Source organism: Mycolicibacterium sp. Y3, assembly GCF_051188035.1.
Lineage (GTDB): Bacteria > Actinomycetota > Actinomycetes > Mycobacteriales > Mycobacteriaceae > Mycobacterium > Mycobacterium fluoranthenivorans.
The window spans coordinates 3,780,894-3,800,754 of sequence record NZ_JAVQLT010000001.1 but is presented as its reverse complement, the minus strand read 5'-3'; the positions used below and the strand labels follow the sequence as shown (position 1 = coordinate 3,800,754).

Genomic DNA, 19,861 nt, shown 5'->3' with positions numbered 1-19,861 from the left:
CGACGGGGAGTGACTTCGAAAAAGGTGGTGGTGCTGGACTACGGGTCCGGCAACCTGCGTTCGGCGCAGCGCGCGGTGCAGCGCACCGGCGCCGATGTCGAGGTCACCTCGGACGCCTCCGCGGCCTATGAGGCCGACGGTCTGCTGGTGCCGGGGGTCGGCGCCTACGAGGCCTGCATGGTGGGGCTGCGCGGTATCGGCGGCGAGCAGATCATCGAGAAGCGCCTGGCCGCGGGTCGTCCGGTGCTCGGGGTCTGTGTGGGCATGCAGATCCTGTTCGCCCGCGGCGTCGAGTTCGGGGTGGAGTCCGCCGGATGCGGGCAGTGGCCCGGCTCGGTCACCCGCATCGATGCCCCGGTGGTGCCGCACATGGGCTGGAATGTGGTCGATGCGCCCGCGGGCAGTACCTTGTTCCGGGGCCTGGACGCCGGCACCCGCTTCTACTTCGTGCATTCGTACGCCGCACAGGAGTGGCAGGGCCGGCCCGAGGCGCTGGTCACGTGGGCGACACACCATGTGCCGTTCATCGCGGCCGTCGAGGACGGCCCGTTGTCGGCGACACAATTTCATCCGGAGAAGAGCGGTGACGCGGGTGCGGCGCTGCTGACGAATTGGGTTGAGGGACTGTGAGTTTGATTCTTTTGCCGGCCGTCGACGTGGTCGGGGGCAAAGCGGTGCGCCTGGTGCAGGGCAAGGCCGGCAGTGAAACCGACTACGGGTCGGCGCTGGACGCTGCGCTGGCCTGGCAGCGCGACGGCGCCGAGTGGATCCACCTGGTGGACCTGGACGCCGCCTTCGGCCGTGGCTCCAACCGTGAACTGCTCGCCGAGGTGGTCGGCAAGCTCGATGTCGCCGTGGAGCTGTCCGGCGGTATCCGGGATGACGAATCGTTGAAGGCTGCACTGGCCACCGGCTGCGCTCGGGTCAATATCGGCACCGCCGCGCTGGAGAACCCCACCTGGTGTGCCGCGGCGATCGCCGAGTACGGCGACAAGGTGGCCGTCGGACTGGATGTGCAACTGGAAGGCGGCACCTACCGCCTGCGCGGACGCGGCTGGGAGACGGACGGCGGTGACCTGTGGGAGGTGCTGGAACGGCTTGAGCGTGAAGGCTGCTCACGCTATGTCGTCACCGATGTGACCAAGGACGGCACGCTGGCCGGGCCCAATCTGGAGCTGCTCGGCGAGGTGGCCGACCGCAGCGGCGTCCCGGTGATCGCCTCCGGTGGCGTGTCGAGCATCGAGGATCTGACGGCCATCGCCACCCTGACGGGTCGTGGGGTCGAGGGCGCCATCGTCGGAAAAGCCTTATATGCGGGACGTTTCACGCTGCCCGAGGCGCTGGCCGCGGTCAGCGGATAACGGTCATGGACGCCAACCGGCTGACCGCTCTGGTCGCCACCGCGACCGCCATCCTCGATGCGGCATCGGTTCAGTTCGTCGCGGGCCACCGAGCCGACTCGGCTGTCCGCAAACAGGGCAACGATTTCGCGACCGAGGTGGATCTCGCGATCGAACGCCAGGTCGTCGCGGCGCTGCAGGAGCAGACCGGCATCGGGGTACACGGCGAGGAATTCGGTGGCGAACCGATCGATTCCGAACTGGTGTGGGTACTCGACCCGATCGACGGCACGTTCAACTATGCGGCCGGCTCTCCGATGGCAGCCATCCTGTTGGGATTGCTGCACAACGGTGTGCCGGTCGCCGGGCTGACCTGGCTGCCGTTCATGGGCCAGCGTTACACCGCGCTGGCCGGCGGACCGGTGCGCGACGGTGGCGTGGTGCTGCCCCCGCTCGACGCGCCGACGCTGGCCGATTCGATCGTCGGGATCCAGACCTTCAACATCGACTCCCGTGGCCGGTTTCCCGGCCGGTACCGGGCCGAGGTGCTGGCCAACCTGAGCCGTGAGTGCTCGCGGGTTCGCATGCACGGCGCCACCGGGGTGGACCTGGCCTATGTCGCCGCCGGAATCCTCAGTGCGGCAATCAGCTTCGGCCACCACATCTGGGACCACGCGGCGGGCGTCGCACTGGTCCGGGCCGCCGGTGGTGTCGTCACCGACCTGGCCGGCGCGCCCTGGACGGCCGAGTCGAAATCGGCGCTGGCCGCCGCACCCGGTGTGCACGCCCGCATGCTGGAGATCGTCGCCTCGGCGGGCAACCCGGAGGATTACCTGTGATCAGTGATGTCGCCACCCGTGTCATTCCCTGCCTGGACGTCGACGCCGGCCGGGTGGTCAAGGGGGTCAACTTCGAGAACCTCAGGGATGCGGGCGATCCCGTCGAACTCGCGGCCGCCTACGATGCCGAAGGCGCCGACGAGCTGACCTTCCTGGATGTCACCGCGTCCTCCTCGGGGCGGTCCACCATGCTGGAGGTGGTGCGTCGCACCGCGGAGCAGGTGTTCATCCCGCTCACCGTGGGTGGTGGTGTCCGTTCGGTCGAGGATGTGGATACCCTGCTGCGCGCCGGTGCGGACAAGGTATCGGTGAACACCGCGGCCATCGCCCGCCCGGAGCTGCTGGCCGAGCTGGCGCGCCAGTTCGGGTCGCAGTGCATCGTGCTCAGTGTCGATGCCCGCACGGTGCCGGACGGTTCGGCGCCGACGCCGTCGGGCTGGGAGGTCACCACCCACGGTGGCCGGCGCGGCACCGGCATCGACGCCGTCGAATGGGCCACGCGCGGAGCCGAACTCGGGGTGGGGGAGATCCTGCTGAATTCGATGGACGCCGACGGTACCAAGGCCGGTTTCGACCTGGCGATGCTGCGTGCGGTCCGCGCTGCGGTCACGGTTCCGGTGATCGCCAGCGGTGGGGCCGGGGCGGTGGAGCACTTCGCCCCCGCAGTGGCAGCCGGCGCCGACGCCGTGCTGGCGGCCAGCGTGTTCCATTTCCGGGAGCTGACGATCGGTCAGGTGAAGGCGGCGATGGCGGCCGAGGGGATCACCGTCCGATGAGCGAAGCGAAGAGGACAAGTCGAGGTGGGGTCCGATGAGCGAGCTTGACCCCGATATCGCCGCCCGGCTCAAACGCAACGCCGACGGGCTGTTCGCCGCGGTCGTTCAGGAACACGGCACCGGTGACGTGCTGATGGTCGCCTGGATGGACGACGCCGCGCTGGCCCGCACCCTGGAAACCCGTGAGGCCACCTACTTCTCGCGCTCGCGGGGCGAACAGTGGATCAAAGGCGCCACCTCGGGCCACACGCAGCACGTGCACTCGGTGCGCCTGGACTGCGACGGGGACACCGTGCTGCTGGAGGTCGACCAGGTGGGCGGTGCCTGCCACACCGGCGATCACACCTGCTTCGACGCGGATCTGCTGCTGCCGCCGCAGGGTTAGCGTCTGTTCGAGTACCTGACTACTCGGCCGCCTGATCGGGGCTGCGCCGAGAATCGGGTGATGTACGCGACGAGGAATCCGGCGCCCGCAGCGCTGACGTCACCCGTGCCGCTGGCCGTGTGGTGGGCCACCGCCACGGTGCTGGCGGCTTGGTCGCTGCGGGGCTTTCCGGCCGGCTTCGGCGTGGCGGTGATCGCCGTGGTCGCGGTGGCCGCCGGCGTGTTGGCGGTATTGGTTCGACGATATCCGTTGTCCGGCAACCAGATCAGGGTGACGGCCTACGCGTGTGCCTTCGTGGCCACCCAGGCCGTCGGGGTGTTCAACGCCATCGCGGTGATGACGCCCGGCATCTCCTACACCCCGCAGGGCTTCGGTCCCCGGATCTTGATCGAGGTGTTCGGCGGCCCGGCACTGTCGGTCTGGACCTTCGTGCTGGTGCGCGCCTGGGTGATCGACAGTCGGGGGCTGCTCGCACGTCCCGCCGGCCGGAGCCGGTTCGTCAGGCTGAGCGGCGGCGGCGCCGCGGCCGCCGCTTCGCTGCTGGTGTTGTTCGCGGCGAACATCGGCTACCACACACTGATCGGGCTGGCGGCCGTCCCCGACATCGACTATCCGATGCACGCACACTCGACGGGACAGTGGTTGGTTCTCGCGCTGTCGCTCGCTCTGGCGGGTGTGGCGGAGGAACCGGTGTTCGTCGGCATCGCGGTGCTGTTGTGGCCGCGGCCGACCGGGCGCACCTTCGTTGCGCTGTGGGCGCTCACGGCACTGGCCCGTGCCAGCATTCACCTCTACTACGCCGCCGGTGCCGATGCTGCGACGGCGATGGCCGTGCTTCTCGTCGTCCTGTGGTGCGGGGTGTGGTCGGGTTTCAACCTGTTCCTGGTGTACCGCACCCGCCGGTTGTGGCCGGTGATCCTGGCCCACGGCCTGCAGAACACCATCGGATTCGCCGCGGCGCTGTCGATCTCCACTGCCGGCTCGGCCGACGAATTGCTACTCGTCGGCACCGCGGGTCTGATCCTGGCGACCATGCTCTTCATCGTGGTTGCAGTCGGGTGCTTCCTGGTGATGAGCGTGCGCCGGCTCTGGTTCGGCTACCGGCGGACCGATCAGGTGAAGGGCAGGAACTGCCCGTTGGTCCAGACACCCCAGTGCCCGCCGGAACCCCAGTCCCACCAGACCATCGGGTGACCCTGCCAGGCTTCGGCGGGTTTGCGCGGCGCGTTGGCGGGCGCTTCCAAGGTGGGTCCGCCGGGATCTACCGGCTGGGCGCCGGCCGTGGCCAGCCCGAGGCCCAGAGACGAGCCGATGATCGCGCCTGCGGCCAGTGCTGCCGCCACTGCTGACTTGCTCATGCCGAAAGCTTAGCCAATCGAAGCGATTCCTGGGTGACGACCCCGCCGCGACGGCGTGGTCTGCGCCGACTTGTCGGTGTGGTCGGACAGAATGGCCAGCGTGATCGATTCCGCCGGGGCCCGCAAAGCGCGCGGTGCCTTCTTCACCCCGCCGGAGATCACCCACTATCTGGCCCAGTGGGCGGTCCGCGACTCCGCGGACCGCGTCTTCGAGCCGTCGGCCGGTGAGGCGGCGTTCCTCGTCGCCGCGGCCCGGCGCCTCACCGACCTCGGTGCGGCCGCCCCGCTGCTCGACGGCGTGGAGATCCATCCGGCCAGTGCCCGCGCGGCCCGTAAGCGGGTGACCGCGGCCGGCGGCACGGCACGCATCCGCACCGCCGACTTCTTCGCCGTCGACCCGCAGCCGTCCTACACCGCGGTGATCGGCAACCCGCCCTATATCCGCTATCAGGACTTCCGGGGCCAGGCCCGCGCCCAGTCGCGGCGCGCCGCCCTGGCCGCCGGTGTCAGCCTGTCCGGGCTGGCGTCGAGCTGGGCGGCATTCACCGTGCACGCGGCGCTGTTCCTGCGGCCCGGTGGGCGGCTGGCCCTGGTCCTGCCCGCCGAGCTGCTCAGCGTCAACTACGCCGCGCCGGTGCGCAAGTTCCTGTTCGACCGGTTCGCCACGGTCGAACTGGTGATGTTCGACGAGCAGGTGTTTCCCGAAGCCGAGGCGGATGTGGTGCTGCTGCTGGCCGACGGTTTCGACGGCGGACCCTCGGGACATGCCGTCATTCACCGTGCCCGCAACGCAAAATCCCTGACATCGGAACTGGTGCAACGGCATTGGGCACCCCGCGATCCCGCCGACAAATGGGTCAGCGGCCTGGTGGGCGCCGCGCCGGTGGAGCAGCTGCACGCGCTGCACGACACCGGCAGTCTCGCGACACTGGACCAGTGGGGGGACACCACGCTCGGCATGGTCACCGGCAACAACGGCTATTTCGCGCTGTCGCCGGACCGGGTGCGTGAGCTCGGGCTGCGCCCCGGCGACCTGCTCCCGCTGTCGCCGCCGGGCAGTGCGCACCTGCGCGGTCTCACCCTCACCGGCGCCCAACTGCGCCGGCTGGGGGAGGACGGCAAGTCGATCCACCTGTTCCGGCCCGGCGGCGCCATCTCGGCGGCGGCGCAGCGGTACATCGAGGCCGGGCACGCCGCCGGTGTGCACCTGGCCTACAAGTGCCGGGTCCGCAGCCCCTGGTTCATGGTCCCTCTGCTGGCGCCGGCACACCTGCTGCTCACCTGTATGAACGCCGACACCCCGCGCCTGATCACCAACCGGGCGGCGGCCCATCACCTCAACTCGGTGCACGGTGTCTATCTGCGTGACGAGCTGACCGCGCTGGGGCAGGACCTGCTGCCCCTGGCCTCCTTGAACTCGGCGACGGTGCTGCACGCGGAGATCGTGGGGCGTTCCTACGGTGGCGGCATTCTCAAGCTCGAGCCGCGCGAGGCCGACCGGTGGCTGGTGCCGTCCGCCGAGTTGATCGCCGCCCGTGCCGGGCAGCTCCGCGCGGCACGGCGCGCGGTGGCGGGTCTGCTGGCCAAGGGCAGGTTGCTCGACGCAGTGCAGACCATCGACGGTGCGCTGGGGCTCGATGACGTGGATTCGATTCGCGCAGCGCGTGATTCGCTGGCCACCAGGCGCGCGGTAAGGTCTCGGCGTGCCCGCTGAACCGTCCACGAAAGCCACCGCGTGGGCCATCTTCGACAGAATCGTCGCCGATGCGGCGCCCCACGGAGAGCACACCAGTCCATGGCGGCGCAGCGGGGACACCGTGGTGTACGAACCCGACTTCAGGGTGCTGCGCCGGCTGCTCGGGGTGCCGCTGCATCTGGATGCACCGTCGACCACCGGGGTGCCCGCACTGGCGCTCGATGTCTGGCTGTCCTACGAGCTGCGTCGCGCCGGTTTCGACACCAACGCGGTGTGGCCGCGGGCCGTCGAGCCGCGCATCATGCCCAGTGCCATCGCCAATCTGCTGGAGGCGCTTCCGATCAAGGAACGTCAGCTCATCGAGCACCGGCTGCAGCGCTCGATGAAGGGGGTGGCCGGCTCGAGCGCCAGTGTGCTCGGCAAGCACTACATGAAACAGGTCGACATCGTGATGTCGGACTGGGACACCGGGCCCGAACTGCTGATCAGCACCAAGCGGATGGACTCCAGTTTCGGGAAGAACGCCGCCAACCGTGTGGAGGAGAGCTACGGCGACGCCAAGAATCTGCGGTTGCGTCATCCGCTGGCCGCGCTCGGATTCGTCTACGGTCTGCGGTCGACCATCCTGACCAGCGAGCCGGACAAGGCCGAATGGCTGATCGACCTGTTGGCCAAACTCGGCACCGAGGACGATGCGTACCACGCCGTCGCACTCATCATGATCGACTACGACGCGCCCGCCGCGGACACCACCGGGGACGAGGTCGACAGCCTCGAAAAGGCCGAACCGGATGCACTTTTCGAGATCGTCGATGTCGAGACCGCGGCCGTCGAGGAGGCGCTGACGGCGCTGCCGAACGTCGTGATCCGCCACGACACCGTTCCGCCGGCGCTGCAACCCGCCCGCTTTCTGGCCGTCATGGTGAACCGTGTGCTGGACACGACGCCCGTGACCCGGCACCGCGAGGCGCGCCGCCGCCGCCGCGACGCGTGACTGGGAAATCTTTGCCGCCTGGCTTGTGGAGGGTCGCAGGGCGATCTGGCAACGATGCTTGAGCCCGAACCGGGAGGTATCCCAATAACGCGAATGAGCTGCACGTATCCCGCGTCAGGGGTATATTGACGGCCACGTCAAAGAAGGGCGGCAAAATCATGTCGGTATCACACACTTTATCCCGCGCGTTTGCTGTGGGAATCCTGTGCGCGGCGGGGCTGGTGGCCGGGGCGGGCGTGGCGTCGGCGGATGACACGATTGCCTGCGAGCCGGGGCAGATCGTCATCGACGGGCAGTGCAACGTGCCCCCCAACCCGGCCAGCCACCCGGACGGCACGGCAGGTTCCGGTACGTCCGGTCAGTCCGGCGACAGCGGTCACCACTGAAACCTGGTCAGCGCACCCGCGAGCTCGCCTTGGCACGCGCGGTCCAGCGACCGTCCTGGAAGCCCACGGTGACCGGGTGGTCGAATGCCGCCGTGACGTGTTCGGTGGTGACGGTGTCGCGGGCCGGTCCGGCGGCCACCGTGCGGCCCTGGCCGATCAGCAGGGCATGGGTGGTGGACGTCGGCAACTCCTCGAGGTGATGTGTCACCAGGATCGAGGCCATGTCCGGATGCGAATCATCGAGCGTGTCAAGGGTTTCCAGTAACTGTTCGCGGGCGGCCACGTCCAGTCCGGTGGTCGGTTCGTCGAGCAGCAGCAGGCGGGGATCGGAGATCAGGGCGCGGGCGATCAAGGTGCGTCCCCGTTCGCCTTGAGACAGGGTGGGCCACACCGAATCCGCGCGAGTCGACAGCCCGACGGTGGTGATCAACTCCTCGGCGCGGGCCACCTGCTCGGCGGTGGGCATCCACCGCGCTGCGGTGTCGACGGTGGCGGTGATCCCGGTGAGCACCACCTCGCGCACCGTCAGCGGATACTGCAGCCGGTGCCGTGGGTTCACATGCCCGATATTGCGCCGGAGCACGGACAGGTCGGTCTGGCCCATCTGGGCGCCGAGCACCCGGACCGTTCCGGTGGTCGGAAACGTCACGGCCGCACAGAAACCTAGCAGCGTGCTCTTGCCCGCGCCGTTGGGGCCCAGCAGCGCCCAGTGTTCACCGGCCTGCACTGTCAGCGAGATGCCGTCGATGATCTGTTTGCCCTCGCGGCGGAAGGTGACATCGGTGATCTCCAGGACGGGGGTCATGAGAAGGACTCCATCAGTGCGGTCAGGTGAGTTCGGCTGGCGGCCGCGGCGGCCTCGGGGGAGCGGGTGGTGATGGCCTCGGCGAGTTCCCGATGGCAGGCGTGGTCCGCCGCTTCGGATGACACGGGGGCGATCTTGAGCATGTCGATCATGGCCGTGCGCAATCTCGGCAGGAACGCGTCGAAGAGCTGGATCAGCACCTCGTTGTGGGCCGCGGCGATCACGGCGCGGTGGAACGCCATATCGGCGTCCACGTGATCGGGCACCGATTGGCCCGGCACGCCGCGGGCGGCAAGCGCCCGGCGGATCTCCCTCAGGTCGGCCGGCGTGCGCCGGGTCGCGGCGAGTGCTGCGGCTTCGGCCTCGATGGCGATACGGGCTTCGATGACCGCGGCGATGGTGGAACGCCGCAGCACGGCGTCCCAATCCTCGCCGGCATCCAGTGCGGTGACGAACACACCCGCGCCCTGGCGGCTTTCCAGCACCCCCTTGCCCGCCAGTTCGCGGATGGCTTCGCGCAGGGTGGACCGGCCGACCCCGAGCTGCGCGGCCAGTGTCGTCTCGCCCGGTAGCCGGTGGCCGAGTGGCCATTCGCCGTCGCGGATCCGGGTCAGCAACAGCTGTGCGGCCTGGGCGGCCAAGGGGTGCCGCTGAACCTGGGTGACCATCACAACCTCTCTACTTGTCTGAGGAGTTGTGTACAGTCTAACCATCATGACGCGCCAGCTTCTCCTTAGCCGCCTCGGCAGGGCCTGACCGACCGGCCCCCTGTCGTGGGGCTGCGGTGCGCCGGTCGGATCCCTTCGGCCGAACAGGAACACTCATGATCTGGAATCGTCAACAACCGTCGCCGATGCCCTGGCATCGTTACAAAGATGTCTACGATCGCGTGGAAGTGCCTCTGCAGCAGCGGCATTGGCCCGACGCCCGGCTCACCGAATCGCCGCTGTGGGTACCGGTCGACCTGCGCGACGGCAACCAGGCGCTCGCCGAACCGATGGACCCGGCCCGCAAGAGACGGTTCTTCGAGTTGCTGGTGAGCATGGGCTACAAGGAGATCGAGGTCGGCTATCCGTCCGCCTCGCAGACCGACTACGACTTCGTCCGGCTCATCGCCGAATCGAGCATCGCCCCCGACGACGTGACGATCGTGGTGTTCACCCCCGCCCGGCGCGATCTGATCGCGCGGACGGTGGCATCGATCGACGGCATCGCCGGCGATGTCGTCATCCACATGTACACCGCCACCGCACCGGTATGGCGGGACACCGTGCTCGGTAAGGATCGCGACGAACTCCGAGAGCTGATCCTGGCCGGTGGACGGGACGTGCTGGAGTTGGCCGGCGACCGCCCGAACGTCCGGTTCGAATTCTCGCCGGAGGTGTTCAACCTCACCGAGCCCGACTACGTACTCGAGATCTGCGATGCGATGACGGCACTGTGGCAAGCCTGTCCCGCCCGGCCCGTCATCCTCAATCTGCCGGCCACCGTCGAGGTCGCCACCCCGAATGTGTACGCCGACCAGATCGAGTACATGCACCGCAACCTGGCCCGCCGTGACAGCGTCATCTTGTCGGTGCATCCCCACAACGACCGGGGCACCGGTGTCGCCTGCGCCGAACTGGCGGTGTTGGCCGGGGCGCAGCGCGTGGAGGGCTGTGTGTTCGGCAACGGCGAACGGACCGGCAACGTCGACATCGCCACCTTGGCGCTGAATCTGTACGCCCAGGGTGTCGACCCGAAGATCGACTTCTCCGATATCGACGAGATCGCCCGCACCGTCGCGCACTGCACCCGGATGCCGATCCACGACCGGCATCCGTACGCCGGCGCGCTGGTGCACACCGCATTCTCCGGTACCCATCAGGACGCCATCAAGAAAGGCTTCGCCGAGCACCGGGCCCGGGCGACCGCCGAAGGGCGCTCCGAACGTGAGGTCGATTGGCGGGTGCCGTATCTGCCGATCGACCCGGCCGATATCGGCCGCACCTATGAAGCGGTCATCCGGGTCAACTCACAGTCCGGCAAGGGTGGTATCGCCTATCTGCTGTCCACTGAGTACGGGCTGGATCTGCCGCGCTGGCAGCAGCAGGACTTCGCCCGCCACGTCCAGGCGCGGACGGACGCCAGCGGTGCCGAGATGACCGCGGCCGAGTTGTTCGAACTGTTCACGGCGACCTACGGGCTCACCGTGCCCTGAGCACCTCGAGGGCTTTGTCGGCGTGGGTGTCCATGCTGAACTCGCTGGAGATCACGGCGAGGACGGTGCGATCGGTGTCGATGACGAACGTGGTCCGCTTGACGGGCATCAGCTTGCCGAGCAGACCACGTTTCACCCCGAACCGTTCGGCGACCACACCCTCGGTGTCCGACAGCAGGGGGTAGTCGAAGTTCTGCTGGTCGGCAAAGCGGGCCTGTTTGTCCACCGCGTCGGTGCTGATCCCCACCCGGGACGCGCCGACGGCGGCGAACTCGCCGGCCAGATCGCGGAAGTGACAGGCCTCCTTGGTGCACCCCGGTGTCATGGCCGCCGGGTAGAAGAACAGCACCACCGGACCGTCGGCCAGCAAACCCGTCAAGCTGCGCGGCGTACCCATCTGATCGGGAAGTTCGAACTCCGCGACGGTGTCACCCGTCTTCATGGCAGTCATGGCTGCACACGCTACTGGCCGACAGGAGCGACGGGGGGATGTGCACGCCGAAGCCGTTACCGCCGTCTGGGAGGATTGGCCCGTGCAAGTACACGCCGAAACGCTCGCTTCGACCACCTCACGTGAGGACTTCCGGGCGCTGGCGGCCGAGCACCGGGTGGTCCCGGTGACCCGTAAGGTCCTCGCCGACAGCGAGACCCCGCTGTCGGCGTACAGGAAACTGGCCGCCAACCGACCCGGCACGTTCCTGCTGGAATCCGCGGAGAACGGCCGATCCTGGTCGCGCTGGTCCTTCATCGGCGCGGGCGCGCCGTCGGCGCTGACGGTGCGCGACGGTGAGGCGGTCTGGCTGGGTGCACCCCCGCAGGGCGCCCCGTCCGGCGGGGATCCGCTGCAGGCCCTGCACACCACGCTCGACGTGCTGGCCACCGCCGCGGTCCCCGGTCTGCCCCCGCTGTCCTCGGGGCTGGTCGGTTTCTTCGCCTACGACATGGTGCGCAGGCTGGAACGGCTGCCGGAGCTGACGGTCGACGACCTGCACCTGCCCGACATGCTGCTGCTGCTGGCCACCGATATCGCCGCGGTGGATCACCACGAGGGCACCATCACCCTGATCGCCAACGCGGTGAACTGGAACGGCACCGACGAACGGGTCGACTGGGCCTACGACGATGCGGTGCGGCGTCTGGACATCATGACGGCCGCGCTGGGTGAACCGTTGCCCTCGTCGGTGGCCACCTTCGCCCGGCCCGCGCCACAGCACCGGGCGCAGCGCACGGTCGCCGAGTACACCGCCATCGTCGACGGGCTGGTCGAGGAGATCAAGGCAGGTGAGGCGTTCCAGGTGGTGCCCTCGCAGCGCTTCGAGATGACGACCCAGGCCGATCCCATCGATGTGTACCGGATGCTGCGGGTGACCAACCCGAGCCCGTACATGTACCTGTTCAACGCTCCGAATGCCGAAGGAGGACTGGACTTCTCGATCGTCGGCTCCAGTCCCGAAGCCCTGGTGACGGTGCAGGACGGCAAGGCCACCACCCATCCGATCGCGGGCACCCGCTGGCGCGGGGACACCGAAGAGGAAGACGTCCTGCTGGAAAAGGAGTTGCTCGCGGACGACAAGGAGCGCGCCGAGCACCTCATGCTCGTCGACCTGGGCCGCAACGATCTGGGCCGGGTGTGCGAACCGGGCACCGTGCGGGTCGAGGACTACAGCCATATCGAGCGCTACAGCCACGTCATGCACCTGGTGTCGACGGTGACGGGGCAGCTGGCTCCGGGCAGTACCGCGCTGGATGCAGTGACCGCCTGTTTCCCGGCCGGGACGCTGTCCGGCGCCCCGAAGGTACGGGCCATGGAGCTCATCGAAGAGGTCGAGTTGACCCGCCGCGGCCTGTACGGCGGTGTGCTGGGGTACCTGGACTTCGCCGGCAACGCCGACTTCGCCATCGCCATCCGCACCGCGCTGATGCGTGACGGCACCGTTTATGTGCAGGCCGGCGGCGGTGTGGTGGCCGACTCGAACGGGCCGTACGAATACAACGAGTCCGCCAACAAGGCCAAGGCGGTGCTGGCTGCCGTCGCGGCCGCCGAGACGCTGGCCGTGCCGAATCCCGGGTCACTTAGCTCCGGCCCGCCGGTCCGATGATCCGGATCGCCCAGGCACTGCTGGCACTGGCCGCGCTGGCGCTGTGGGGGGCCTCGCGGCTGACATGGGTGCAGGTGTCGTCGTTCGACGGCCTCGGGCAACCCAAGACGTCGACGTTGACGGGCGGGCAGTGGTCGACCGCGCTGATACCGCTGGCGCTGGTGCTGCTCGCGGCGGCCGTCGCCGCGTTGGCCGTGCGGGGCTGGGCCCTGCGGCTGCTGGCGGTGCTGGTGGCCGTCTCGAGTGCGGCGATGGCTTACCTGGGCATCAGTCTGTGGGTGGTCCGCGATATCGCCGTACGCGGCGCTGACCTCGCGCAGGTGCCCGTCGCGGCGCTCGTCGGTTCCTCGCGGCAGTACCTGGGCGCCGGCATCACCGTGGGCGCCGCGGTGCTCACCCTGGCCGCGGCCGTGCTGCTCATCCGGTCCGCGGCGACCGCGCGTGGCACCGGCACCAAATACGTCGCACCCGCCGTCCGCCGCGAGGCGGTGACCGGTGACAGCGCCGAGGACGGGATGTCGGAACGGATGATCTGGGATGCCCTCGACGAGGGGTCCGATCCCACGGATCCGGACGCCGGTTCTGACACGAAGGGTCGGTGACGGGCCGTGCAGCGTCGGCGACTAGCCTCTAGGCAGACGAATCCGGGTGCGTCCCGGCTGACGGAAATGGACGGTGGCTCATGAGTTCGGGGAACGTGCTCGACTCCATCATCGAAGGAGTTCGCGCCGACGTTGCCGCTCGTGAAGCTGCGGTTCCGTTCGCGGACATCAAACAACGCGCCAAGGATGCGCAGCCGCCGCTGGATGTGATGGCAGCGCTGCGCGCACCGGGTATCGCGGTGATCGCCGAAGTGAAGCGGGCCAGCCCGTCGCGCGGTGAGCTGGCGTCCATCGCCGACCCGGCGCAGCTGGCCGGTGCCTACGAGGCAGGCGGCGCCCGCGTCATCAGCGTGCTGACCGAAGAGCGCCGCTTCCGCGGCTCGCTCGACGACCTGGACGCGGTGCGTGCCGCGGTGTCGATTCCGGTGCTGCGCAAGGACTTCATCGTCGGGCCGTACCAGATTCACGAGGCTCGCGCCCACGGCGCCGACATGCTGTTGCTCATCGTCGCGGCGCTGGAACAGCAGGCGCTCGAGTCGATGCTGGACCGCACCGAGTCGCTGGGAATGACCGCCCTGGTCGAGGTGCACACCGAGGAAGAGGCCGACCGTGCCCTGCAAGCCGGTGCGACCCTGATCGGGGTCAACGCCCGCGACCTCAAGACCCTCGAGGTCGACCGCGACTGCTTCGCCCGGATCGCCCCCGGCCTGCCCAGCAGCGTCATCCGGGTGGCCGAGTCCGGGGTGCGTGGCACCGCCGACCTGCTGGCCTACGCCGGCGCCGGTGCCGATGCGGTGCTGGTCGGCGAAGGCCTGGTCACCAGCGGTGACCCGCGCAGCGCCGTCGCAGACCTGGTCACCGCGGGTGCCCATCCGTCCTGCCCCAAACCTGCCCGGTAGATGGCCGATATCGCCGGCCCGCAACTGCCCCGCATGAGCGCGGCGGTGGCCGAAACCACACGTCATGACCCCGATGCCAAGGGCCATTTCGGCGCCTATGGCGGACGCCTGGTGCCCGAGGCGCTGATGGCCGTCATCGAGGAAGTCACCGCCGCCTACGACAAGGTGCGCCGTGATCAATCCTTCCTCGATGAGCTCGACCGGCTGCAGCGGCACTACACCGGCCGTCCCTCGCCGCTGTACGAGGCGGCCCGCCTCGGTGAGCACGCCGGCGGGGCACGGCTGTTCCTCAAGCGGGAGGACCTCAACCACACCGGGTCGCACAAGATCAACAATGTCCTCGGGCAGGCGCTGCTGGCCAAGCAGATGGGTAAGACCCGCGTCATCGCCGAGACCGGTGCCGGTCAGCACGGGGTCGCCACGGCGACAGCGTGCGCACTGATGGGCCTGGAGTGCGTCATCTACATGGGCGCCGTCGACACCGCGCGCCAGGCCCTCAACGTGGCCCGGATGCGGCTGCTGGGTGCGAAGGTCGTTGCGGTGGAGTCCGGTTCGAAGACGCTCAAGGACGCGATCAACGAGACGTTCCGCGACTGGGTCGCCCACGCCGACGACACCTACTACGCCTTCGGTACCGCGGCGGGGCCGCACCCGTTCCCCCTGATGGTGCGCGATTTCCAGCGGATCATCGGGTTGGAGGCGCGCGCACAGATCCTCGAGCAGGCCGGCCGGCTACCCGACGCGGTGACGGCGTGTGTGGGCGGTGGGTCCAACGCGATCGGTGTCTTCCACGCGTTCATCGACGATCCAGAAGTACGGCTGATCGGTTTCGAAGCCGCCGGTGACGGGGTGGAGACTGGGCGGCATGCCGCCACCTTCACCGGTGGTTCGCCCGGCGCCTTCCAGGGCTCGTTCTCCTACCTGTTGCAGGACGAGGACGGCCAGACCATCGAATCGCATTCGATCTCTGCGGGTTTGGACTATCCCGGGGTGGGTCCGGAGCACGCGTTGCTCAAGGATGTCGGCCGTGCCGAATACCGGCCGATCACCGATACCGAGGCGATGGACGCGTTCTCGCTGCTGTGCCGCACCGAGGGCATCATTCCCGCCATCGAGTCGGCGCACGCTGTGGCCGGCGCTCTGAAACTGGGTGTGGAACTGGGCCCGTCCTCGGTGATCGTGGTGAATCTGTCGGGTCGCGGTGACAAGGATGTCGAGACCGCCGCCAAATGGTTCGGGCTACTGGACGGTGATTCGTGAGCCGATTGGGGCATCTGTTCGACACGTGCCGTGCCGAGGGGCGTTCCGCACTGATCGGATACCTCCCGACCGGCTATCCGGATGTGGACACCTCGATCTCGGCGATGACCGCACTCGTCGAATCGGGTTGTGACATCGTCGAAGTCGGTGTGGCGTACTCCGATCCGGGCATGGACGGGCCGACGATCGCCAAGGCGACCGAGGTCGCGCTGGCCGGTGGCGTCCGGGTGCGTGACGCCTTGCGCGCCGTCGAGGCCATCAGCAGTGCCGGTGGGCGTGCCGTGGTGATGACGTATTGGAATCCGGTGTTGCGTTGGGGTGTGGACGCTTTTGCCCGTGACCTCGCATCGGCCGGCGGGTTGGGTTTGATCACGCCGGATCTGATTCCGGATGAGGCGGGGGACTGGGTGGCGGCGTCCGAGAAACACGATCTGGATCGCATCTTCCTGGTCGCACCCTCGTCCACCCCGGAGCGGCTGGCCGCGACCATCGAGGCCTCGCGCGGGTTCGTCTACGCCGCGTCGACCATGGGCGTGACCGGTGCCCGCGATGCGGTGTCCAACGCGGCGCCCGAGTTGGTGCAGCGGATTCGGGAGATCTCCGATATCCCCGTCGGCGTCGGGTTGGGCGTGCGCTCGCGTGCCCAGGCCGCCGAGATCGGCGCCTACGCCGACGGCGTGATCGTCGGATCGGCGCTGGTGTCCGCGCTCGACGACGGCATTCCCGCGGTGCGGGCCTTGACCGCCGAGCTCGCCGAGGGTGTGCGGCAGAGGATTCCCGCATGACAGAGACGGTTCTCGCGTACTTCCCGACTCCGGCCCAGGGCGTGTGGCATCTGGGCCCCGTGCCGATTCGCGCGTACGCGCTGTGCATCATCGCCGGGATCGTCGCCGCGCTGATCATCGGCGACCGCCGGTGGGTGGCGCGCGGTGGTGAGCAGGGCGTCATCTACGACGTCGCGCTGCTGGCGGTGCCGTTCGGCCTGGTCGGTGGCCGGCTGTATCACGTCATGACCGACTGGAAGACCTACTTCGGTGACGGCGGTGCCGGGCTCGGTGCGGCGTTCCGGATCTGGGACGGCGGTCTCGGTATCTGGGGTGCGGTGGCCCTCGGTGCGGTCGGTGCCTGGATCGCCTGCCGGATGCGCGGGATCCCGTTGCCCGCGTTCGGTGATGCGGTGGCGCCCGGCATCATCCTGGCGCAGGCGATCGGGCGGCTCGGCAATTACTTCAACCAGGAGCTCTACGGTCGCGAGACAACGCTGCCGTGGGGTCTGGAGATCTACGAGCGCCGCGACGCCAGCGGTGCGTTGAACACCTTGAACGGTGTGTCCGACGGACAGCTGGTGGCGGTGGTCCATCCGACGTTCCTGTACGAGCTGTTGTGGAACGTGCTGATCTTCGCGCTGCTGCTGTGGATCGACAAGCGCTTCAACATGGGTCACGGACGGCTGTTCGCGCTGTATGTGGCCGGATACTGCGTGGGCAGGTTCTGGGTCGAGCTGATGCGCAGCGATCCGGCGTCCATGCCCGTCGACGGCATTCGGGTGAACACCTTCACCTCGACGTTCGTCTTCGTCGCGGCGGTCGTCTACGTCATGGTCGCGCCCAAGGGCCGGGAGGACCCGGCATCGCTGCGCGGCAAACAGGATGACGAGTCGCCGGTCGACGACATCGTGGCCAAGGAGCTGGCGGCGGTCGGAGCGACCACCGGTGTGGTGGCGGCCGCGACCGTCGCGGGTGCTGCGGAGGCCGAGGACGCCGCCGCGGTGGGCGATACCGAGGACGCGGACATCGTCGAGGAGGCGGAAGCCGCCGACGAGGCCGAAGAGCCCGTGGATGCGGACACCCTCGAGGTGGCCGAGGAACCGGAGCCGGCCGAGGCCGTCGAGTCCGACGATGAGGCTGCGCAATCTGATCTCGGTGCCGAGTTGGAAGCGGCCGCGGAGTCGCTGGCAGCCGCGACGTCGCTGGTGGCCCTCAGGTTGACGAAATCGGCTGGTGCCGAAGCTGAGCCTGACTCTGAGTCCGAGGCTGAGCTGGCCGAGGGTGATTCGGCTGAGGACGTCGAGGAGCAGACGGCAGCGGGCGCTGCGGTCGAGGACGCCGAGGCCGCAGCCGACCTCCAGGGGGATTCGGCTGAGGCGGAAAGCGAAGCTCAGGAATCTGATCTCGGTGCCGAGCTGGAAGCGGCCGCGGAGTCGCTGGCAGCTGCGACGTCTCGGGCGGCTGCCGGGTCGACGACGTCGGCCGATGGCGGTGCGCCCGAACCGGCAGTCGAGGCCGGGCCCGAGCCCGAGCCCGAACCGCCGGCCACCCCAGCACCTGCGACAGCTGAACCGCGCAAGCCCCGTTGGTGGCGCCGGAACGGTTGAGACCTCGGCCTGCGTCATGGGTCGTCGTCGTCCTCGTTGTTGAGGAGTTCTTCGGGGTGGAAGTGGTGGTTGGTGCGGTCTTGGCCGGTGTCCAGTAGTGGCGGCGGGGTCCATTCGGCGCGGCCCGTGGTGGGGTTGATGCGGGTGCTCCAGCCGCTGGTGTAGGCCAGCCGGTTGTCGGGGCCGCAACCCAGAACGATGGTGTCGGCGTTGGTTTCACCGCCGGCGGACCAGTCGAGACCGGCGTGGTTCGCTTGGCAACGGTCAGCGGGTGCGAAGCAGCCGGGGCGAGTACAGCCACGGTCCCGCGCGATTGCGACCAAGCGCTGGGCTTTGGAAGCCAGACGTTTGGCGCGGCCGAGATAAAGCGGCTCGGCGGTGTGGTGCTTGAACACCAGCAGGTAGTGGTGGGCATGGGCGGCGAGCCGGATGAGGTCGGGGATGGGGATCTTGACTCCGCTGCTGGTGCGGGCGACCCCTGTGCCGTCCTCTAGTTCGGCCAGCGTCGTCGAGACGACCACGGTGACCGGCACCCCGTTGTGCTGGCCGAGCTTCTTGGACATCAGGATCTCCCGGCACACTGTTTTGAACGCATCGTGGCTGCGGCGGGCCGGGGTGCGGGTGTCTCGTTCCGCGGCTTCGACTTGGCGTTGTTCGGCGTCCATCTCCGGCGGCGCGTCGGAATCGAGCGGGTTGGGGCTGGGATTGGCGACGGGTTCGGTATCGGCGGGGTTGTTGACACCGGGTGCGGCCCAGACGGATTCGATGGTTTTGAAGTAGGCGGCGGTCTCGGCGTCGACATACCCAGACATGCGGTGCAGTCCGTCGGCGTCTTGGGGTCCGAGGCGCAGTCCGGGTTGATGGGCGGCGAGGTCGGGACTGGACCCGTCCTGATTGAGCAGGTACAGCATCTGGGCGCCGACGTCTTTGACGGTCTCGGGCGGGTTTGAAGCCGCGATCCGCACCAAGGTGCGTTCCCATTCGGCCCGGTCGGTGGCGGTGGTGTGGCGCTCGGATTTGCGCAGCACGTCGCGAATGTGGCCGGCGTGCTCGAGAGTGATCGCCCCGGAGGCCAGCGCTTCGGCACACACGGGCAGGACCGGCTCCAGCACGTCGCCGCCGATGACAAATCGCGGTCCGAGGTGCTCGGCATCTTTCACCCTGGCTTTGGCCTCGACCTGACTGATACCCAGGCGTAGCGCCAGGATGTCCGGCCAGGATTTTCCGCCCATCTCGCGGGCGGTGGCCTGGTTCTGCAGTGCGGCCAGGATCCGGTGGTCGGCACATGCGGTGATCCGGGCCTGACGTTCTCGGCGTGATTGCAGCTCCAGCAGCTCGGCAACCGAGAACGGAGTGAAGTCCATGCCTGCGAGCTGCTCGGCTGCAGCGTCGAGGGCATAGAAAGCGGCCAACACCGTCTCCCGATCGCCCACCGCATTCGCCAACATGTTCGAATGCTATCCGGGCGCGCCGACGACTGTCAGATGTTATCCACAGGACCAAAAGCTATCCACAACATCATGATTCGGTCTTGCGTCGACGCTCAAAGCGTGATCTGGATCTGCCCGTCCACCTCGGCCACCGGGTAGCTGCGCACCGGGTCGCCGCCGGCTACGTCCACCCCGGTAGACAGATCGAAGGTCGCACCGTGCAGCGGACACACCACCACGCTGTCGTCGGCCAGCCCGTCGGCCAGCGGTCCACCCTTGTGCGGGCAGACCGCTTCCAGTGCCCGCAACGACCCGTCCCGCAGCCGGAACACCGCGATCTGGGTGTCCTCGACAGCGAACGTCCGGCCCTCGCCGACGGGAACCTGAGTGACCGGCCCCAGATCCATCACCGCAGTCC

At 68.5% G+C, this 19,861-nt stretch carries 21 protein-coding genes and 1 pseudogene; 16 read left to right on the top strand and 6 right to left on the bottom strand.

What is annotated here, in order from left to right:
* Positions 1-9: 9 nt before the first annotated feature.
* Genes hisH through QN239_RS18530 form a run of 6 tightly spaced genes read left to right on the top strand, consistent with a single transcriptional unit; the run spans position 10 to position 4,534 of the window.
* Positions 10-630, top strand: a complete 621-nt coding sequence (hisH, locus tag QN239_RS18555; RefSeq protein ID WP_499012561.1) for an imidazole glycerol phosphate synthase subunit HisH — start codon at positions 10-12, stop codon at positions 628-630.
* Complete coding sequence (gene priA / locus QN239_RS18550; RefSeq protein ID WP_090357859.1) at positions 627-1,361, top strand: bifunctional 1-(5-phosphoribosyl)-5-((5-phosphoribosylamino)methylideneamino)imidazole-4-carboxamide isomerase/phosphoribosylanthranilate isomerase PriA; 735 nt, start codon at positions 627-629, stop codon at positions 1,359-1,361. The genes hisH and priA overlap by 4 nt, the downstream gene beginning before the upstream one ends.
* A 5-nt stretch (positions 1,362-1,366) precedes the next feature.
* A complete protein-coding gene (locus QN239_RS18545) occupies positions 1,367-2,179 on the top strand; it encodes an inositol monophosphatase family protein (protein WP_276065902.1) in 813 nt (270 codons plus the stop codon).
* Positions 2,176-2,955 carry an imidazole glycerol phosphate synthase subunit HisF gene (gene hisF, locus QN239_RS18540; protein WP_499012558.1) on the top strand — a complete coding sequence of 260 codons (780 nt, stop codon included), beginning with the start codon at positions 2,176-2,178 and terminating at the stop codon, positions 2,953-2,955. The genes QN239_RS18545 and hisF overlap by 4 nt, the downstream gene beginning before the upstream one ends.
* Positions 2,956-2,989: 34 nt before the next feature.
* Positions 2,990-3,340, top strand: a complete 351-nt coding sequence (gene hisI, locus QN239_RS18535; protein WP_267295492.1) for a phosphoribosyl-AMP cyclohydrolase — start codon at positions 2,990-2,992, stop codon at positions 3,338-3,340.
* A 60-nt stretch (positions 3,341-3,400) separates the two neighbouring features.
* On the top strand, positions 3,401-4,534 hold the full coding sequence (locus tag QN239_RS18530) for a CPBP family glutamic-type intramembrane protease (protein ID WP_499012556.1): 1,134 nt from the start codon (positions 3,401-3,403) through the stop codon (positions 4,532-4,534).
* On the opposite strand, the gene QN239_RS18525 is transcribed toward QN239_RS18530, so the two are convergent.
* Positions 4,453-4,698: a hypothetical protein gene (locus QN239_RS18525; protein WP_090357849.1), complete on the bottom strand. Its 246-nt coding sequence runs from the start codon at positions 4,696-4,698 to the stop codon at positions 4,453-4,455. The genes QN239_RS18530 and QN239_RS18525 overlap by 82 nt on opposite strands.
* 100 nt (positions 4,699-4,798) lie before the next feature.
* Between QN239_RS18525 and QN239_RS18520 the strand changes: the two genes are divergently transcribed.
* From QN239_RS18520 to QN239_RS18510, 3 genes are all read left to right on the top strand, one after another.
* Complete coding sequence (locus tag QN239_RS18520) at positions 4,799-6,412, top strand: N-6 DNA methylase (RefSeq protein WP_499012553.1); 1,614 nt, start codon at positions 4,799-4,801, stop codon at positions 6,410-6,412.
* A complete protein-coding gene (locus tag QN239_RS18515; RefSeq protein ID WP_499012552.1) occupies positions 6,402-7,388 on the top strand; it encodes a hypothetical protein in 987 nt (328 codons plus the stop codon). Before QN239_RS18520 ends, QN239_RS18515 begins: the two co-directional genes overlap by 11 nt.
* A 194-nt stretch (positions 7,389-7,582) precedes the next feature.
* On the top strand, positions 7,583-7,774 hold the full coding sequence (locus tag QN239_RS18510; RefSeq protein ID WP_499012551.1) for a hypothetical protein: 192 nt from the start codon (positions 7,583-7,585) through the stop codon (positions 7,772-7,774).
* A 7-nt stretch (positions 7,775-7,781) separates the two neighbouring features.
* Here QN239_RS18510 and QN239_RS18505 read toward each other — a convergent pair whose 3' ends face one another.
* Both QN239_RS18505 and QN239_RS18500 read right to left on the bottom strand, forming a co-directional pair.
* A complete protein-coding gene (locus tag QN239_RS18505; RefSeq protein ID WP_499012549.1) occupies positions 7,782-8,579 on the bottom strand; it encodes an ABC transporter ATP-binding protein in 798 nt (265 codons plus the stop codon).
* Positions 8,576-9,247: a FadR/GntR family transcriptional regulator gene (locus tag QN239_RS18500; protein WP_499012547.1), complete on the bottom strand. Its 672-nt coding sequence runs from the start codon at positions 9,245-9,247 to the stop codon at positions 8,576-8,578. The genes QN239_RS18505 and QN239_RS18500 overlap by 4 nt, the downstream gene beginning before the upstream one ends.
* 185 nt (positions 9,248-9,432) lie before the next feature.
* Between QN239_RS18500 and QN239_RS18495 the strand changes: the two are divergent.
* Positions 9,433-10,761, top strand: a pseudogene (locus QN239_RS18495) (2-isopropylmalate synthase); the annotation flags it as partial.
* A 4-nt stretch (positions 10,762-10,765) separates the two neighbouring features.
* Here QN239_RS18495 and QN239_RS18490 read toward each other — a convergent pair.
* Positions 10,766-11,230 carry a peroxiredoxin gene (locus QN239_RS18490; protein WP_499012546.1) on the bottom strand — a complete coding sequence of 155 codons (465 nt, stop codon included), beginning with the start codon at positions 11,228-11,230 and terminating at the stop codon, positions 10,766-10,768.
* Positions 11,231-11,312: 82 nt separating this feature from the next.
* Between QN239_RS18490 and QN239_RS18485 the strand changes: the two genes are divergently transcribed.
* From QN239_RS18485 to lgt, 6 genes are all read left to right on the top strand, one after another.
* Complete coding sequence (locus QN239_RS18485) at positions 11,313-12,878, top strand: anthranilate synthase component I (RefSeq protein WP_499012545.1); 1,566 nt, start codon at positions 11,313-11,315, stop codon at positions 12,876-12,878.
* Entirely contained in the window at positions 12,875-13,480 is a 606-nt protein-coding gene (locus QN239_RS18480; protein WP_499012544.1) for a TIGR02234 family membrane protein, read from the top strand. Before QN239_RS18485 ends, QN239_RS18480 begins: the two co-directional genes overlap by 4 nt.
* Positions 13,481-13,560: 80 nt before the next feature.
* Positions 13,561-14,379 carry an indole-3-glycerol phosphate synthase TrpC gene (trpC, locus tag QN239_RS18475; RefSeq protein WP_167159489.1) on the top strand — a complete coding sequence of 273 codons (819 nt, stop codon included), beginning with the start codon at positions 13,561-13,563 and terminating at the stop codon, positions 14,377-14,379.
* Positions 14,380-15,639, top strand: a complete 1,260-nt coding sequence (gene trpB, locus QN239_RS18470) for a tryptophan synthase subunit beta (RefSeq protein WP_499012543.1) — start codon at positions 14,380-14,382, stop codon at positions 15,637-15,639.
* Positions 15,636-16,424, top strand: coding sequence for a tryptophan synthase subunit alpha (trpA, locus tag QN239_RS18465; RefSeq protein WP_090357835.1), 789 nt, complete (start codon positions 15,636-15,638; stop codon positions 16,422-16,424). Before trpB ends, trpA begins: the two co-directional genes overlap by 4 nt.
* Complete coding sequence (gene lgt / locus QN239_RS18460; RefSeq protein ID WP_499012542.1) at positions 16,421-18,013, top strand: prolipoprotein diacylglyceryl transferase; 1,593 nt, start codon at positions 16,421-16,423, stop codon at positions 18,011-18,013. Before trpA ends, lgt begins: the two co-directional genes overlap by 4 nt.
* Positions 18,014-18,027: 14 nt before the next feature.
* Here the strand turns inward: lgt and QN239_RS18455 are convergent, their stop codons facing one another.
* Positions 18,028-19,461, bottom strand: coding sequence for a DUF222 domain-containing protein (locus tag QN239_RS18455; protein WP_499012541.1), 1,434 nt, complete (start codon positions 19,459-19,461; stop codon positions 18,028-18,030).
* A 95-nt stretch (positions 19,462-19,556) separates the two neighbouring features.
* Positions 19,557-19,850, bottom strand: coding sequence for a Rieske (2Fe-2S) protein (locus QN239_RS18450; protein WP_499012540.1), 294 nt, complete (start codon positions 19,848-19,850; stop codon positions 19,557-19,559).
* Between the last annotated feature and the right edge of the window lie 11 nt (positions 19,851-19,861).